This is a genomic window from Arenibacter amylolyticus (assembly GCF_002150785.1).
Lineage (GTDB): Bacteria > Bacteroidota > Bacteroidia > Flavobacteriales > Flavobacteriaceae > Arenibacter > Arenibacter amylolyticus.
Genome location: NZ_MTAZ01000031.1, coordinates 1 through 18,057, shown reverse-complemented (window position 1 = coordinate 18,057; position 18,057 = coordinate 1). Strand labels below are relative to the sequence as shown.

At 41.4% G+C, this 18,057-nt stretch carries 13 protein-coding genes, 1 tRNA gene and 1 pseudogene; 10 read left to right on the top strand and 5 right to left on the bottom strand.

Going from position 1 to position 18,057, the window contains the following annotated elements; translation table 11 throughout:
* Positions 1-12: 12 nt before the first annotated feature.
* From BV214_RS11850 to BV214_RS11835, 4 genes are all read right to left on the bottom strand, one after another.
* Positions 13-726, bottom strand: coding sequence for a tRNA1(Val) (adenine(37)-N6)-methyltransferase (locus BV214_RS11850; protein WP_086477722.1), 714 nt, complete (start codon positions 724-726; stop codon positions 13-15).
* A 71-nt stretch (positions 727-797) separates the two neighbouring features.
* Complete coding sequence (locus tag BV214_RS11845; RefSeq protein ID WP_086477721.1) at positions 798-2,222, bottom strand: sulfatase family protein; 1,425 nt, start codon at positions 2,220-2,222, stop codon at positions 798-800.
* Positions 2,223-2,424: 202 nt separating this feature from the next.
* Positions 2,425-2,952, bottom strand: a complete 528-nt coding sequence (gene rimM / locus BV214_RS11840; protein WP_086477720.1) for a ribosome maturation factor RimM — start codon at positions 2,950-2,952, stop codon at positions 2,425-2,427.
* A gap of 13 nt (positions 2,953-2,965) precedes the next feature.
* The gene (locus tag BV214_RS11835; RefSeq protein ID WP_086477719.1) at positions 2,966-3,496 is read right to left on the bottom strand and encodes a 30S ribosomal protein S16; all 531 of its coding nucleotides are present in this window, start codon (positions 3,494-3,496) and stop codon (positions 2,966-2,968) included.
* A 489-nt stretch (positions 3,497-3,985) separates the two neighbouring features.
* On the opposite strand from BV214_RS11835, the gene dnaE reads away from it, so the two are divergent.
* The 4 genes from dnaE to BV214_RS11815 all read left to right on the top strand — a co-directional run bounded on the left by dnaE (position 3,986) and on the right by BV214_RS11815 (position 10,104).
* The gene (gene dnaE / locus BV214_RS11830; protein WP_086477718.1) at positions 3,986-8,371 is read left to right on the top strand and encodes a DNA polymerase III subunit alpha; all 4,386 of its coding nucleotides are present in this window, start codon (positions 3,986-3,988) and stop codon (positions 8,369-8,371) included.
* 153 nt (positions 8,372-8,524) lie between these two features.
* Positions 8,525-8,842 (top strand): thioredoxin, encoded by a 318-nt coding sequence (gene trxA / locus BV214_RS11825; RefSeq protein WP_086477717.1) that lies wholly within the window; start codon positions 8,525-8,527, stop codon positions 8,840-8,842.
* A 186-nt stretch (positions 8,843-9,028) separates the two neighbouring features.
* The gene (locus tag BV214_RS11820; RefSeq protein ID WP_086477716.1) at positions 9,029-9,958 is read left to right on the top strand and encodes a DUF58 domain-containing protein; all 930 of its coding nucleotides are present in this window, start codon (positions 9,029-9,031) and stop codon (positions 9,956-9,958) included.
* A 72-nt stretch (positions 9,959-10,030) separates the two neighbouring features.
* Positions 10,031-10,104 (top strand) — tRNA-Asp (locus tag BV214_RS11815).
* Positions 10,105-10,489: 385 nt separating this feature from the next.
* Here the strand turns inward: BV214_RS11815 and BV214_RS11810 are convergent.
* A complete protein-coding gene (locus BV214_RS11810) occupies positions 10,490-12,541 on the bottom strand; it encodes a helix-turn-helix domain-containing protein (protein ID WP_086477715.1) in 2,052 nt (683 codons plus the stop codon).
* Positions 12,542-12,932: 391 nt separating this feature from the next.
* Here BV214_RS11810 and BV214_RS17075 point away from each other — a divergent pair, with 391 nt between their 5' ends.
* The 6 genes and pseudogenes from BV214_RS17075 to BV214_RS11785 all read left to right on the top strand — a co-directional run.
* A complete protein-coding gene (locus BV214_RS17075) occupies positions 12,933-13,067 on the top strand; it encodes a hypothetical protein (RefSeq protein ID WP_262483073.1) in 135 nt (44 codons plus the stop codon).
* Positions 13,068-13,234: 167 nt separating this feature from the next.
* Positions 13,235-13,885 carry an ankyrin repeat domain-containing protein gene (locus BV214_RS11805; RefSeq protein ID WP_245806788.1) on the top strand — a complete coding sequence of 217 codons (651 nt, stop codon included), beginning with the start codon at positions 13,235-13,237 and terminating at the stop codon, positions 13,883-13,885.
* Positions 13,886-13,907: 22 nt separating this feature from the next.
* On the top strand, positions 13,908-15,011 hold the full coding sequence (locus BV214_RS11800) for an acyltransferase family protein (protein ID WP_086477714.1): 1,104 nt from the start codon (positions 13,908-13,910) through the stop codon (positions 15,009-15,011).
* 74 nt (positions 15,012-15,085) lie between these two features.
* Positions 15,086-15,856 (top strand): DUF6090 family protein, encoded by a 771-nt coding sequence (locus BV214_RS11795; protein WP_086477713.1) that lies wholly within the window; start codon positions 15,086-15,088, stop codon positions 15,854-15,856.
* Positions 15,857-15,874: 18 nt separating this feature from the next.
* On the top strand, positions 15,875-17,308 hold the full coding sequence (locus BV214_RS11790) for an amidohydrolase family protein (RefSeq protein WP_086477712.1): 1,434 nt from the start codon (positions 15,875-15,877) through the stop codon (positions 17,306-17,308).
* Positions 17,309-17,395: 87 nt separating this feature from the next.
* A pseudogene (locus BV214_RS11785) lies at positions 17,396-18,007 on the top strand (serine hydrolase domain-containing protein); the annotation flags it as partial.
* Positions 18,008-18,057 lie beyond the last annotated feature (50 nt).

Sequence of the window (18,057 nt, the reverse complement as noted above, 5' to 3'; positions counted from 1 at the left end):
TGCATTTAACAGTTACATTTTAAGGTAAAAGTCTTGGGTCAATGCAATATAATCTTCCGTATAACAATGTCGTTCCTTCTCAATAATGAGCTCCTTCCTACTTATTTTGTTTTTTTGAAATTGCATTTCCAAAAGGCTGCGTTTCACCTGTGCTGCTGGGGTACCGCGTACATGGGTGATTTTGCTTGGGAATAGGTGGAATTTCTCGGCTATAGCTAAAAGTTCTTGTTCTTCTTTATGGGGGATGATGGTAGAAAATCGGCCTGTTTCAGATAGTAGTTTAGATACGCCCTCCATTAGTTCGGAAATAGGAAGTGAGACGCTCTGCCGTGCCATGTCCCTAGACTGGTTGCCACTGGAAACCGTTTCGGAATAGAAGGGTGGGTTAGAAACAATTAGCTCGTATTGGTCGTCTATCTCATTGGCAAACTCATCTAGGCCTGCGTGGTAACAGAATAAACGGTCTCCCCAAGAGGATGCTTCAAAATTCTCCACGCATTGTTCGTAGGCCGCTTCATCAATTTCTAGGGCATCAATTATCTCGGCATCGCTTCTCTGCGCCAGCATAAGGGCTATAATCCCTGTTCCGGCTCCTATGTCTAGAATGGAGGAGGGGTAGTTGTCTACGGAGGTCCAAGCGCCCAAGAGTACGCCATCCGTGCCAATTTTCATCGCGCAGCGATCTTGTTTTATTTCAAATTGTTTAAATACAAAAGGTTTGCTCATGTGGAGGTAGCTTTTTCGCTAGTAGTGTTTTTCTATAAGTCAAATATATATGAATTTGCTTTAGGTTGCTTTCAATTATTGAGCCTCCCTACTTCTCTATTTTCCGAGCCCTCCAAGTCTAGTAGTGAATCGCCTAGTTTTTGTCGCATATCATTGGCTAGTAATCTAATTTTTTTCACCACTTCTGGGTGGTCTGCAGTTACATTCTTGGTCTCAGCCTTGTCTGCTACCACATCGTAAAGGGCAATGTCTTCCAAGGCAACCATTTTGTATTCTCCTGGGAGTCCATCTGCTCCAGGTACTTGCCCATCCATAGTTCTGTAGGTGTGTGGAAAATACATTTTCCACTTACCATAGCGTACTCCATGAAGCTCGTTTACTCGATAGTAAAAGAAGTAAGCTTCCTGGGGACTCTCCGTGCTATCCCCTGTAAGTACAGGCCAAATGCTTTTTCCGTCAATGGGTAGTTCTGGCAATGGGGCGCCAGTAATTTCAGCAATGGTGGGTAAAATATCAATGGCCATTACCGGGATATCTATAGTTCTGCCGGGGGATAATTTTTCCGGATATTTTATTATAAAAGGTTCGCGCTGGCCACCTTCCCAAGCAGTTCCCTTGCCCTGGCTAAAGGGCAGTGCGCTTCCTGCGTGATTTCCGTATGCTAACCAGGGCCCATTGTCCGAAGTGAAAATGACTACCGTGTTTTCTTCTAGGCCATTTCTTTTTAAGGACTTGATAATCTCTCCCACAGACCAATCGATCTCCATAATGACATCTCCATAGAGTCCGCCTTCAGATTTCCCCTTAAACTTATCCGATACAAATAGAGGAACGTGGGGCTGCGGATGTGCTACGTATAAGAAAAAGGGTTTGTCCTTGTTTTTCTCGATAAAAGCGACGCTTCTCTCCGTTATTTGGGTGGTGAGATCCGATTGGTCTGTTAGGGTGTCCAGTATTTTTTCATTCTCGTAAAGGGGTAGCGGGCCAAAATTAAAAACGGGGCCCTGTTGGGGGTGTTGGGGCCACATATCATTGGAATAGGGAATGCCAAAATAATCATCAAAGCCGTGATTATTGGGCATAAATTTCTGATGGTCACCTAAATGCCATTTGCCATAGATGGCGGTGCTGTAACCTATGGATTTCAACATCTTGGCGATGGTGGTTTCCTTGGTGTTCAATCCTGTTTTGGCATTGGGCATATAGGCGTTGTGGATGCCAACCCGGTTAGGATAGCAGCCGGTGAGTATTCCGGCCCTGGAGGCCGAGCAAACGGCCTGTGCTGCATAAAAGCTGCTTAGCTTAACTCCGTCCTTTGCCATCTGGTCCAAGTGAGGAGTTTTTATATCGGGGGATCCAAAGGTTCCCACATCTTGATACCCCTGGTCATCCGTGAAAATTAATATTACGTTGGGCGGATTGGTTTTAGTTTCCTTTTTATCCCCGCAGGACAGTAATAGAAAAAATAGCGGAATTAAAATTAGGGTTCGGGACATAGGGTTGGTTTTTAATGATGGGTTATTTGGTTTGGTGCTAGGCTAAAATACGGAATTGCCATTAAATGGGACATCAAGGGGTGGGGTGAGAATGTGAGGTGGCTAATAGGCAGGCGAGTGAGGTCCCAGTCGCAATTAGCTATAGGCTATGGATAGGTGTTGGGGAAAATACCGGCTATTAAACTGCTACTAATAAAATTTACTAGGAAAGATAAAGGTCTACAAGACCTTCTGGAGTATCCACAAATATGGTTTTCTCATCGCGATTTACTTGAACGATAATCTCATCGCGGACGGGGATAAGTAATTGTTTTTCCCCTTTTTTTACCTCAAATAGTGCTTGGGGGGTACTATCATTTACACTTTCTATGATTCCAATATTGCCGTGGACTTTGTCTTCCATGGCAAACCCGATTACTTCGTGATAATAGAATTTATTCCCTTTTAGTTTGGGAAGGAAGGATAGCGGTAAGTAAATTTCGGAGCCCATTACCTTATCGGCATCCGATTCATCGGCCACTTCTTCAAATCTTACGCGGAGCAAGCTAGATCGGTGGAGTCTGCTTCTTTCAATAAAAAAAGGAACCAGATTGTTTCCAAGAGAAACAAATACTGATTCCAATTCTTCGTATAATTCGGGTTCGTCGGTATCCAATTTAATGAGTACCTCTCCCTTGTAGCTATATTTAGAAACGATTTTTCCGAGGTAAAAACACTCTTCCTTTGTCATCGCTTCTAGATAACTATTCCTTTTCTGTAGTTGCTTCTGCAGTATCCTCAGCTGCTGCCTCTTCGGTAGCTGCTTCTTCTTCAGCAGGAGCTTCAGCTGCTGCCAATTCTGCGGCTCTCTTTTCGTTAACTTCTTTTTCGGCAGCAAGGGCTTTTTCCTTGGCTTCCGCTTCGGCCTTAGCCAAATCTTCTACCTTAGAACCAACTTTCTTTTCTTTTTCCTCTAACCAAGCGTTGAATTTTTCTTCGGCCTGCTCTTCGGTGAACGCTCCTTTACGTACGCCACCTAATAAATGATGCTTTAAAAGAGCACCTTTGTAAGAAAGGATTCTTTTAGCAGTATCTGAAGGCTGAGCCCCGTTTTGAAGCCATTTTACCGCACCGTCCACATCCAATTCAATAGTGGCAGGGTTGGTGTTTGGGTTGTAGGTTCCAATTTTATCCAAATATTTACCGTCTCTTTTAGCGCGGGAATCCGCAGCTACTACCCAGTAAAATGGTTTTCCTTTTTTTCCGTGTCTCTGTAATCTAATTCTAACTGGCATATCACATTAATTTGTAGGGTGCCCGACCCCTGATTATTAATTCTTTTTTCGCTTGGTTCTTCCAAAGCGGGTGCAAATATAATATTTCTATTTGATGTTGCAATGTATTTTTTCATTAAACTACTGCTTAATAGGGCTGCAAAGACTTTTAATGCTATTTGGATGCTGAGTTTTGCCTTATTTCCCCATTTTTAAGGGCAAAACGAGGGAGGATAACAGCTCTCCTTTTTGCACGTGTAGACATCTCCGAATAATTCGGTTTTTATTGCGCATGGGATTTGCTTAATTTTACCCGCTGTTTTTTTAGGATATACCCTAAAGGTCTTGGATATTGCCCAGCGGGGCGTATCCAAAGGAGGAATTGCCAAGGAAGACCTTCCTATGCAGTAGCACAGAGCTGGTAGCATACAAGGAATTTCTTTCAGAAGATTGGACGATGATCCTTTAGTATTAACTTTAAACAATAAACCTTAAATCTCACTCTAACCTATGTACCTAATTTTTGATACCGAGACCACAGGATTACCCAAGCGTTGGAATGCGCCGCATACAGACGTGGATAACTGGCCGAGATGTATCCAGATAGCCTGGCAGTTGCACGATGAAATGGGGAGGCTTGTGGAAAGTCAGGATTTTTTGGTGCAGCCAGACGGATTTAATATTCCCTATGACGCAGAGCAGATTCATGGGATTTCTACCGAATTGGCCCAGGAGCAAGGGGTGCCCATACACGAGGTCTTAGAAAAGTTTAATATCGCCCTGGGGAAGGCCAAGTTTGTGGTAGGACAAAATGTGGGGTTCGACCTAAATATTATGGGGGCCGAGTTCCACCGATACGAAGTGGAAAATAGCTTGCAAGAGCTGCCAGTGCTTGATACTTGTACCGAACATACCGCCCAGTTATGTCAGATTCCTGGAGGAAGGGGAGGGCGCTTTAAGTTGCCTACGCTTACCGAACTTCATGAATACCTATTTGGAGAACCCTTTGCTGAGGCCCACAACGCTACCGCCGATGTGGAAGCTACTACCCGTTGTTTTCTAGAGCTGGTAAGGCGTAAGGAATACACCACGGAGCAATTGGATGTGGGGCCAGATTACTTTAAGAATTTCTCGGAAGCCAATCCGCAGGAGATCCAACTGATAGGTTTAAAGCATATCAACCTTAAAAAAGCTTCCAAGAAAATTGCCGATAAACTATGGGCAAAGGATACTGAGGTTGTTTCAAAGGAGGAAATTCAGGAGAATTTAAAGGCGCTAGAAGAGGCACAATTTGTACATCTCCACAACCACTCTCAGTTCTCCGTATTACAGTCTACCATGTCCGTTGCAGAGTTGGTGCAAAAAGCGGCCCAGGAAAAGATGCCTGCCGTAGCGCTTACCGATCATGGAAACATGATGGGGGCTTTCCATTTTGTGAGTGCGGTAAACTCCCACAATGCCAAAGTAAAGGCTAAGAATGCCGAAGCGGTGGAGAATGGAGAGGAACCTACCGAGCAGGAGATCAAGGCAATTTTGGGGTGCGAATTCAATGTCTGTGAGGACCATACCAATAAAAGTGTGAAGGACAACGGGTATCAGATCGTTATTTTGGCCAAAAATAAAAGAGGATACCACAATATGGCCAAGATGTCGTCTATCGCCTATACAGACGGATTTTATTATGTGCCTAGAATAGATCGTAAGATCATAGAGCAATACAAGGAAGACTTGATTGTCCTTACGGGGAACCTTTATGGGGAGGTGCCCGGGAAAATATTGAACGTAGGGGAGAATCAGGCGGAAGAAGCCCTGCTGTGGTGGAAAGAACAGTTTGGCGATGACCTATATATCGAAATCATGCGCCATGGGCAGGAAGACGAAGACCGGGTAAACCAGGTGTTAATAGCCTTTGCCAAAAAGCATCAGGTGAAATTGGTGGCGACCAATAATACCTACTATGGATCTAAAGAAGATGCAGATGCCCATGATGTGCTTTTGTGTGTAAAGGACGGAGAAAAACAGGCCACCCCTATCGGGCGGGGACGTGGTTATAGATTTGGGCTCCCCAACCAAGAATATTATTTTAAGTCGGCAGACCAGATGAAGGAGGCTTTCAAAGACCTGCCAGACTCTATCATCAATATCCAAGAGGTAGTGGATAAGGTGGAGCCTTTTGAGCTTGCACGCGACGTACTACTGCCTAAGTTCGATATTCCAGAGGAGTTTAAGGTGGCCCAAGATGAAGAGGATGGTGGTAAAAGAGGGGAGAACGCCTACTTAAGGCATATTACCTATGAGGGCGCCAAGGTGCGCTATGGGGAAATTACCGATGAGATTAGGGAACGACTGGATTTTGAGCTCTCCATTATTGAGAACTCGGGGTATCCAGGGTACTTTCTCATTGTGGAAGACTTTATTCGGGAGGCTAGGAAAATGGATGTTTCCGTAGGGCCCGGAAGGGGTTCTGCAGCGGGTTCGGTTGTAGCCTATTGTCTTACTATTACCAATATAGACCCGCTAAAATATGACCTGCTTTTTGAGCGGTTCTTGAATCCGGACAGGGTGTCCATGCCCGATATCGATATCGATTTTGATGACGAGGGAAGGGGACGTGTAATGGATTATGTGATTAAAAAATATGGAGCCAACCAGGTAGCGCAGATTATTACCTACGGTACCATGGCAGCAAAATCTTCTATACGGGATACGGCAAGGGTATTAGACCTGCCGTTGGGAGATGCCGATAGGATTTCCAAGCTAATCCCGAACATGTCCAAATTGAGTAAGATATTTGGGGTTAGTGAGGCCGATTTAAAAAAGAAGTTCCGATCCGAAGACCTGGAAAAAATCAATGAGCTGCTCAATATTTCCGAAGGTGAAGATCTGGAAGGGCAGACCGTAAAAATGGCGAGGATATTAGAGGGGTCCGTGAGAAATACCGGAATCCATGCTTGTGGGGTGATCATTACCCCTAGCGATATCACCAACTTTGTTCCCGTGGCAACGGCAAAGGATTCGGACCTATATGTTACGCAGTTCGATAACTCGGTGGTTGAGAATGCCGGACTCCTAAAGATGGATTTCTTGGGATTAAAAACCTTGACCCTGATTAAGGATACGGTGAAAATTGTAAAGGCCAAACACGGGATAGATTTGGTGCCAGACGATTTTCCTTTGGACGACCAGAAGACCTATGAGCTGTTCCAGAGAGGGGAGACCGTAGGGGTGTTCCAGTACGAATCCCCAGGGATGCAGAAACACATGAAGGACCTAAAGCCTACGGTGTTTGATGACCTTATTGCTATGAACGCCCTTTACAGACCAGGGCCAATGGAATACATTCCTAGCTTTATTGCCCGTAAGCATGGGGATGAGGAGATTTCCTATGACCTGCCCGATATGGAGGAATACCTACAGGAGACCTATGGTATTACCGTGTATCAGGAGCAGGTGATGTTGCTGTCCCAGAAATTGGCGGGCTTTTCTAAGGGTGATGCCGACGTTTTGAGGAAAGCTATGGGGAAAAAGATCTTTGCCCTCCTAGAAAAATTAAAGCCTCAGTTTCTGGATGGGGGTGAGGAAAGAGGTCACCCTAGGGAGGTGCTCGAAAAAATTTGGAAAGACTGGGAGGCCTTTGCTTCCTATGCCTTTAACAAGAGTCACTCTACCTGCTATGCCTATATCGCCTATCAGACCGCTTATTTAAAAGCGCATTATCCGGCAGAATATATGGCGGCGGTGCTTTCCAATAACATGAACGATATTAAGCAGGTTACCTTCTTTATGGAGGAGTGTAAGCGTATGGGATTAGAAGTACTAGGACCAGACGTTAATGAATCGTTCTATAAGTTTGCCGTAAACGCCGAAGGGGCAGTTCGTTTTGGAATGGGGGCCATTAAAGGGGTGGGCCGCGGTGCAGTAGAAACTATAGTGGAGCATAGAAGGAAAGATGGACCTTATAAGTCTGTTTTTGATCTGGCAAAACGTATCGATCTACGGGCAGCCAATAAAAGAGCTTTTGAAAACCTAGCCCTGGCCGGAGGGTTCGATTCGTTTGGGGATACCCATAGGGCGCAATATTTCCATGACGAAGGGGACGGAATTACCTTTTTGGAGAAGGTGATCCGCTATGGGAACAAATTTCAAGAGAACGAAAACTCGGCCCAAGTAAGTTTATTTGGGGATGCCAGTGAGGTGCAGATCCCAGAACCGGTTGTGCCACCTTGTGAAGAATGGGGCACCATGGAGAAACTCCGAAGGGAAAAAGAAGTGGTCGGAATATATATATCTGGGCATCCTTTGGATGATTTTGCAGTAGAAATCAAGGCTTTTACCAATGCCAATATCACCGCAGTAGCCAATATGGCCGATCATGTAAACAAAGAGCTAACCTTTGCAGGGGTAATCTCCGATGTGCAGCATAGGGTTTCCAAAAATGGAAAGGGATGGGCCACTTTTGTTGTAGAGGATTATGCCGATTCATTGGAATTTAGAATTTTTGGGGAAGAGTATTTGAAGTATAGGCATTTCTTTATGATCAACTCCTTTGCCTATTTTAAAGTGTTTATCAAGGAAGGATGGGTTAACCGGGATACTGGTAAGAAAGGAGATCCTAGGATGCAGTATAATATGATAATGATGTTGCAGGAGGTAATGGAGACTTTTGCCAGAAAACTGACCATAAGAATAGATGTAGATCAACTCAAGGAAGATAATATACGTGACTTAAAGGATACGCTGGATGCTCATATGGGTAACCATCCGCTGCACTTTGTGGTATATGAAATGAAAGAAAAGATAAGGGTAGATATGACCAGTAGAAAGCAGAAGATTAATATTTCAACGGAGCTGCTTACGCAATTAAGGGAAAAAGATGTAAATTACAAATTGAATTAATTCGCAAGATTTGCAAGCGCTTGGTTGGCAGTAGGCTGGTTGCAATATAGGAATAGGATTTGTTGATATCAGCATAACCAAAACCAATAAAGAGTATGTAAGGAAAAGGCAAAATAATTGTCTAAGTTTGTATAATATTTAAAATAACGAAACATGGCATTAGAAATAACAGATGAATCCTTTGAAGAGGTAGTATTAAAAAGTGACAAACCAGTAGTAGTAGATTTTTGGGCAGCATGGTGCGGACCTTGTAGAATGGTAGGACCTATCATTGAAGAGGTAAGTGCTGAATACGAAGGCAAAGCCGTTGTAGGTAAAGTGGACGTGGATGCCAACCAAGAATTTGCCGCTAAATACGGAGTAAGAAATATTCCTACCGTATTGGTATTTAAAGATGGTGAAATTGTAAACAGACAAGTTGGCGTTTCTCCTAAGAAGGTATATACCGATGCTATTGACGCATTGTTGTAGTTTTGCTGAGGTTGAACCAAAAGCATAAAACTTTGAAAAAAAATCCTGCCCTTTGGCGGGATTTTTTTTGGTATTAATTCTTCCAAGTGGGATGGATTCAAGAATGGACTGGGAGGCTAATTTATACAGTGTCGGTTTTTACGGTACACATTTCCGATAAGCGGGTTTCTTCATTATATTAGCAGTATGAACCCATCGTCCGAGATACAGAAAGCCCAGCTATTTCCAAATTTGGAGTTATTGGCCAACCAGATTATGGAAGGCTTTATCAGTGGAATTCACAAAAGTCCCTTTCACGGGTTCTCGGCCGAATTTGCAGAGCATAAGATTTATAACAAGGGGGAAAGTACCAAGCATATAGATTGGAAGCTCTTTGCTAGGACAGATAAACTGTACACCAAGCGCTATGAGGAAGAGACTAATTTACGTTGCCATATTATTTTGGACAATTCTGCTTCCATGTATTATCCGGAGGTAAAAAAACTGGGACTGGATAATTTAAATAAAATAGGTTTTAGCGTGCTTGCCACGGCCGTCTTAATGCAAATACTAAAAAAACAGCGCGATGCCGTTGGGTTAAGTGTATATTCTGATCGTTATAGCTATTACGCGGCCGAAAAGAGTAGTGAAAGACACCATCGGATGCTGTTGGCCAAATTAAGTGAGATTAGTAAGGAAAACGCACCTGCAAAGAAAACGGAGACCTATGATTATTTGCACCTAATTGCGGAAAAACTAAAGCGACGCAGCCTCGTAATCCTTTTTACGGACATGTTTCAGACCACTGTGGATGATGAAAAGCTTTTTGATGCCTTGCAACATCTAAAGTACAACAAACACCAAGTGGTATTATTCCATGTGATGGATCGGGAAACGGAGCTTTCCTTTAATTTTGACAATACACCCAAGCGATTTTTGGATATGGAAACAGGTGCCCATGTAGATTTGTATGCAGATACTATTAGAGAGGGGTATCAAAAGGAGGTGCAGCATTATTTTAACGCGATAAAGCTGAAATGCGCCCAATACAAAATTAAGTATGTGGAGGTCGATGTACGGGCAGATTTTGCCATGGTGATGAACACTTTTATGGTGGAAAGAAAAAATTTCGCATAAAAATTAAAATTTTTTCGAAAAATGTTTGTGCAATCGAATAAGGGGTGTATATTTGCACTCGCTAAACGCCACGGTTCGGTAGTTCAGTTGGTTAGAATACCTGCCTGTCACGCAGGGGGTCGCGGGTTCGAGTCCCGTCCGGACCGCTAAGTAAACAAAGGCCTTCAAGAAATTGAAGGCCTTTTTCATTTCCATTTATAAACTATTTATAAACATTTTTTTGGATCATGACTAATTGTTGTGTTTAGGTAAAATATTAATGTTGATTTGAGCAGGACTTCTTTTTCTTATGCCAGTTATACTGGATCAAGTCAAAAAGTTGGATCAAGTCAAAAAGTTGTGGGATGCTGGAATTAGGCAAAAATATTTAAGAGTCCGACAGGAAAAATCCTATCTTTTTCATCCCTCTGAGCTGTGCTAATTCCATGTTTCAGAATCTTATCTGTTCTTTTTGTCAGAGATGTAATTTGCCTCAAAAGCTTCCAGTTTGCGATTTTGCGGGTGCGTTGGTATTCCTATAAATAAAGTCCATTAAATAAGCCCTTTTTTCTCTAAAGAAGTTCTCAGCTTAGCTTGATTTTCCCAGAAGTTGTCTTTTATTTTCTGCATAATGGGCCCAAAATCAGGATGTATTTTAAGTGATTTAATCAGTGGTTCATCTTCAATCAACAAAAACCAGTACAGGTAGTTTTCTTCTTCGGAAAAAATTCTGAGTTGGTCTATAGCTTCATCAATCTTCCCCTCATAGGCGTATTTCCAAACCAGATTAATGCTTTTGTATTTAGATTTGTCTTCTTCGCAATACCTTGAATAATCCCTGAAAAGTTGCTCAGCTTCTTTAAATAATCCCATGCTTTTATAGACTAACGCAATTTTAGCGTTTTCCTGCACATAAATGTCGAGACCATTAGCCTCCCTGACATTGACAAATTTTTTAAAATAGAAATAGGCGCTGCTATAATCTTCTTCGATATAGTACAGCTTCCCAATGTCCTGTAAAATGTCCAGCCTAGTAGTATCCTTATTCCATTCTCTTATAAGCAAATTCCTGGTTCTCTCAATAGTACCATCCTTAGCGAACAGAATAAATGCCTTTAAATGTGGTGCAAAATAATTTTCGGAATTGTAATCCAACGACCTATTGATGTATTCTAAAGCTTCCTCTTTAAATCCTGATGACACCAGGGCATTACTTAGCTGTAGATACGTATAGCTCTGAGTGACGGAATCACGGTCAATAGCAAGACGAACCCCTTTTAAGGCGTACTCTAGGTATTTGTTGGTGTTAGGAGACAAACGATAATAGAAATCCGCAAGTATTTGTACCGCCAGAGAAGAATTAGGATTATACTCCAACGCCTTTTCAAGATGTGGTAAAGCTAATTGGTACTCCTTGGTTTGAATGTAGTAAAAAGCCTTGGCGACCAAGCTTTCAGCTAATTTTGAATCATAAAGTAAGGCCTTATCCGCAAAGCTATTTATCTTATCAGTGTGCTGTTTCTCACTTTGAGACATTTCTAGAAGATAGTATGAAATAGCGATGTTGGCATATGCTAGGGCGAATTCTGAATCTTGTGCAATGGCTTTTTCAAATAAGGGAATGGCCTTTTCCAACCCCTCCTTAGTACGCGAATAATAAGGATCCAATGCTTGTAGGTAGTAATCATAAGCCACAAGATTTTCAGTTGGTTTTTTCTCCATTTGCTCTAATTCGGCCGGTGTAACCACTGCCGCAATGGCATCCGCAATTTTCCTGGCAACATCATTCTGTAACTCAAAAATGTCTTTAACTTCCTGATTGTACTGTCCTGCCCAGATTGGGGTGTCCGTGGAAGCTTTGATCAACTGGATATTCAGCAAAACTTGATTTCCAACGCGTTGTCCACTACCTTCTACCAAATAGTTTACCTGCAGTTCTTCGGCAATTTCGGGGATGCCCATATCCGTATTTCTGTATTTCTCTACCGAGGTTCTGCTGATGACCCGCAGGTCTTCTATTTTTTGTAGGTTATTCAAAGCAGATTCCATAAGTCCGTTGACAAAATAAAGGTTCGTGGAATCGCTACTTTCATTTTTAAAGGGCAGAACGGCTATGGATTTTTCAATTTCTATCTTCTCTAGCGCATCCTTTCTATTAAAGAGCAAGAAGGAAACAACGAGCAGGACTACGGTCATTGCAGCAATAAAGATCCATTTGAATCGCTTCAATAAATTGATCCGGACCTTTTCTGTTTCTATCGCTACAGTGCCTTTTCCAATCTCCCCAGGCGAATATCCATAAAATTCCCGAAAACATTTTATGAAGTATGAGGTGCTTCCAAAGCCTACTTGATGCGAAATTTGGGAAACGGTTAAGGAATCTTCCTTTAGCAGCTCCATTGCTTCTTTAAGACGGACTTGACGAATGAACTGGCTTGCGGAAAGTTGGGTTTGTTTCTTGATTTTTCGCAACAGGTTGGACCTGCTCATATTCATAGCATCTGCCAATTCGGACACCCCAAAATGCTCATTGGCCAAATGTTGTAGAATCAGGGCTTCCGCTTGTTTAATAAAGGTGGATGTATTGGCCGATTCGTTTGACATGTTGGTTTTATTTGCAGTTCTAAATTTAGGGAAAATCCAAACAAATAAGCGGTTTTTCAGTACAGCATATGTATTTTAAAGTCATCAATTGCGTCATAATTTATATCACTGCGCCATAGTTTTTACACTCCATTGAAACTTTACATAGTTCTCCGCATAGCTTATACCTGTTGCTTCAAGATCTTTAGAACCTTTGTATCAACAAAAATTATAACGAACAATTTAAAATTAAAATCATGAAAGCATCATTCACAAGAACAACGACAGAAGCCAAAACAGGACAGTATTTTTCATTATTCCGTTCTACCAAAAGAGCGCAATGGGCACAATACAGGAATTTTAACCGATAATCACGGTTCATAATAACAATTAGTCAAATAAGATCACAGTCATGAAAACTATTATCAACCTGTCTGCTGGAAAGGCAGGTCAATCGCCAACGGAATCTAGAAGGTTCAATTTCTTTTACCACTTAAAGAGCAGCAAGAGAATCCGTTGCGCAGCATGGAGACATTACCTTCCTTAAGAATCCTACCTCAAAGGGTTGGATAAAGGATAGGCCCTCATCAAAGTCTATCCTTTATTTGTGAAGCAATTTGATTAGTTCTACCAATAGCTCATAGGAGTTGTTTCAATTTCTATGGCGCTTTTATAACAATAAAATTATAACAAACAATTTAAAAATTTAACAGCATGAAATCCAAGATTTACGAATACCTATTAGAATTAAATAAAATAGCCATGAGAAAAACAGTTAGAATTGCTTCAATAAGAACCTTGAAATACATGTCAATAGTTCTTCTTGTGCTTACCTCAGCATGCGGTCAATCCAACAACAAAACAAAAGCGGAGACTACCATTAATGGTGAAACTAAATCTGTGGTCGCTAAACCGAAAATCGATCTTCACACTGCAGTACTTTCTGATAATTTGGAGGCGGTTAAACAACATATCAAAGCAGGAACGGATTTAAATATAAAAGATGCTATGAGTGGTTCTACACCCCTAATTACTGCCTCGAGCTTTGGTAAAATTAAGATTGCCCAAGAACTTATCGATGCCGGGGCCGATTTAACTGTTAAAAATAAGGATGGTGCCACGGCTCTGCATACTGCCGCGTTCTTTTGTAGGATAGAGGTTGTTCAAATGCTAATGGACGCCAAGGCAGACAAGACTGCAAAAAACAATTTTGGAATGACCCCAAGAGAATCGATAATGGGGCCCTATGCCGAGGTTAAACCCATCTATGAAATGTTACGGCAACAACTGGCCCCGCTTGGCATGCAACTAGATTTGACCGAAATTGAAAAAACCCGTCCGGTCATTGCCATGATGTTGCAGTAATAAACCCTAAACCAATACAAGAATGAAAACAGAAAGAAGACACGATATAGATTGGCTCAGGGTCATTGCTATTGGTCTACTACTCATCTATCACATAGCCATCATTTTTCAACCTTGGGCCATGCTTATAGGATTTGTTAGAAGTGATGAATTCTTAGAGGGGTTATGGAAACCGATGACCATGCTCAATGTGTGGAGAATCCCCCTATTGTTCTTCGTCTCGGGAATGGGACTTTATTTTGCCATGCGAAAGAGAACCTGGAAGCAATTGCTTATGGAACGGACCAAGCGAATTCTTTTACCCTTCGCTTTCGGCTTTGTGGCCATAACCACTTTACATATGTTTATCTTTCAGAAGTATTACGATATACCCTTGGGCTACTTTCCGCATGCAGGCCATTTATGGTTCTTAGGGAATATTTTCGCCTATGTACTCTTATTACTACCGTTGTTTTTGTATCTGAAAAGGAAAGAGAACGGAAGGTTTAGAAGATGGCTGTCTACCATAATGAGTACCCCTAGTGGGCCCTTAGGTATTACCCTGTTTTTTGTTGTAGAAGCGCTGGTAGTTAAACCTCCACTCTTCGCCTTGTATGCAGAGACCTGGCATGGATTTTCCCTAGGCCTGCTGGCCTTCTTCTTTGGTTTTATATTTGTGTATTGCGGCCAATCATTCTGGCAAACCGTTTTAAAATGGCGATGGCTATATATTGGGTTAGCTACTGTTCTGTATGGATTCAGATACTTTGTGTTTGCAACAGAAGCTCCCGGATATCTTATGGCCATTGAATCTAATTCCTGGATTTTTGGGGTATTTGGGATGGGTTATAGGTATTTGAATAGGCCAAGCAAAATACTGAGCTACTTAAGCAAGGCGGCCTATCCTATATACATTATTCACATGGTGGTATTGTACGCTGGGGCCATGGTTTTTTTACCAATGGATATGCCCGTTCTCCTAAAATTCATTGCAATTACAGTGTTTACGATGCTCCTATGCTACCTTTTTTATGAGTTCATCCTTCGGAGAATTGCTTTCTTAAGGCCATTGTTTGGGCTAAATTGGTCTCAAAAAAAATCTAAAGATCCGAACTTCAAGGCTATACCTGAAAAAAGAATATCGTAACTTTAAGTTCATTATATGCTTCAAAACCAATGCTTTGATTGTGTGAAGGCAACCCTTGAAATCCGCAAACAAAAATGAAAGTCTTTCGAAAAATACGCTATAACTTAATCGGGAATAATAAGACAGGTAAGTATTTAAAATACGCTTTTGGCGAAATTGCACTTGTTGTAATTGGGATTCTGATTGCATTACAGATCAACAATTGGAATCAGGCCAAAAAGGATAACAAGGCGCTAAAAGAGTATTTAGTTAAAATTAAGTCCCACACCATAGAAGACCTTTATAAACTAGACTCCATAACAAGAGGTAGAACACAAATAGCCGAGCTTTGTAAAAAGGCCCGTGCAAGTATCTTGGATAAGACAGAAGACCAGAATCTTATCCTTCTTATGTCTAGTGGGTTCGCCTTTGCAGATTTATATTTCAAACCGAATGCAGGAGGGTATGAAGCGTTAATAAATTCAAACTATTTTGGCAAGATCAACAATACGCCCCTGGATTCCCTGTTAATCAGATACCATAGTTTAATAGACGAAATTGCAGCAAGCGAAAAAAGTTATAATGATTATGCAAAAAGTCAGCAGGCGTATCTTTCCACCCAGTTCGATAGGTCTTTGATGCTCGCTTTCGCTTTTGTACCCCCAGATTCCCTAAATAATAGGGCAACAACGCAAGCTGAATACTTGGAGGATTTCGCGGCCTACACGGCCTCAGCCCCCTATAGGAACGTCATTAGCCTAGCAGCTTGGCAGTTTGATACTATGATTATTTTGTATAATAAATTAAGGGAGTTAGGGGAAAGCATCATCGAAGAAATAGATCTCTTCACAGAGAGAAATCTTTAAAATTTACATCTTATACAAATGAAAATATTTAAGCGTTTATTGAAAATTTTCATAGCACTCATTGGTGCAATGGCAATAACTGCACTGATTATACTTTGGATTGATTCACGAAAAACCAGCTATCTTAAAATCGATAAGGACGAACCAACATTCAATGACACTTATCTAATTACCAACGTCAATGTCCTACCTATGAATATAGATACGGTTTTGGTCAACAAAATGGTACACATAAAAGATGGCATCATTAATAAAATTGCGGATACAATTCAGGTCGATGACATTCAAATTCTGGATGCAAAAAACCGCTATCTAACGCCAGGTCTTATCGATATGCATGTTCATGTTTGGGATAAGTACGAATTGGGGATATACTTGTCCAATGGGGTTACCGCTGTAAGAAACTTATGGGGTATGCCCATGCATCTAAGGTTAAAGAAAGAGATCGAGTCCAATGAAATAGTATCACCATCTTTTTTCACTACAGGTCCTAAACTAACTGGACCGGAATTTATTGGAGATGATAACCTTAACCTGTATTTACCCGATGAAGCCCAAGAAAAAATTAAAGCTTATAAGGAAAGTGGTTACGACTTTATCAAAACCTATAACGGTCTTCCAAAAGATTTATTTGATGCCGTTTTAATTCAGGCTAGAATTTCAGATATGGACATTGTTGCACATCCTTCTCAAAAGGTTCCGTTTTCTTACCATTTAAATCCGCAGATCAAATCTATAGAACATGCTGAGGACATCGTACAGCAATCTTTAAATTTTGATTTGGATACGCTAAAATTAAGACCAATCATTGACACTATTGCGGTTTACAAAGACGCTATATATTGCCCAACCATTACCGTATTTAATAACATTTATCAGATGATGATGAACGATTCCATTCTGGACACTAAAAACTTAACATATATGAATCCCTTGATTAGAATGGTAGATAGCAAGAACCAATTTGAGCGCTGGTTTATTGCCAAACAGGAGGATGCCAAAACCATTGATCGAATCAAAAGTCAGCATGATTTTCATTTGACCATTGTAAAAAAGCTACACGAGGCAGGCGTAAAAATTATTTGCGGCACCGACGCAGGTATTGGGGTTACCCTTCCGGGATTCTCAATTCATAAGGAACTGAAATTTTACAAAGAAGCAGGTCTTTCCAATTACGAAGTATTGAAAACAGCCACGGTTAATGCTTCTACAACCCACGACATCTTGAATTCATTAGGAACCATTGAAGAAGGTAAAATCGCTAATTTATTACTATTGGAGAATAACCCACTACTGACATTGTCAACTCTTGAAAATCCAACCAGCGTTTTTATTAAGGGACGAAAGTTGGAAAGGGAGACTTTGGTTTCTTTTAATGAAAAGGCAAGGAACAGAAAGAATCTTATGGCTTCTGCATTAAGGTATTTGGAAAACTTGGCATCTGTAAAATAAAACACCTCTAACAATGTGGTAGTTGAACGTTTCCACAAAAAAATAAATGACGGGCAATAAAAGCAAAAGCAATCAACACTAACAAAAATGAGAAATAAACCAACCAAACAACTATTTAGGATTGTATTATTATTAGGCACGGCAATTTCCTTATTCTTTGTGCCATGGATTTTGGTAAAGGCATGGATCTTGCCCCTTCCGGATACGGTTCAAGAACAAGTAGATGAAGCGATTGGTCATGGCTTTGATGGGATGATCGTTTATGTGGATGAAGGGGGTAAACCACCAGCGTTCTATGTAGGCGGTTGGAAAGACCGTGATAACAAAATACCGGCAGACCCCAATGCATTGTTCAAAATAGCAAGCATTAGCAAACTCTATACTGCCGTTGCCATTTCCAAACTGGTCATGAGCAAACGCTTGTCTTTAGATGGGACACTCGCGGATTATTTTCCTGAATTGGTTGGTAGGATTGAAAATGCCAATAAGATCACCCTCCGATCCATGGTTCAACACCGAAGTGGTATTCCCAATTTTACCGATAATCCCGCCTATTGGGAGAACGAACAGGAAAATGGAAAAAGGGCACTGGAATTTGCTTTAGATCTGCCCGCAAGTTTTGAGCCTGATCAAGGCTATGAGTACTCAAACACCAACTATTTATTGCTCCGCCAGATAATCGATAAAATTTTAGGGTATGGTCATGAACCAATAGCGTCCTAAACGTTTAAAAAAGGAAGGGAGTTTTG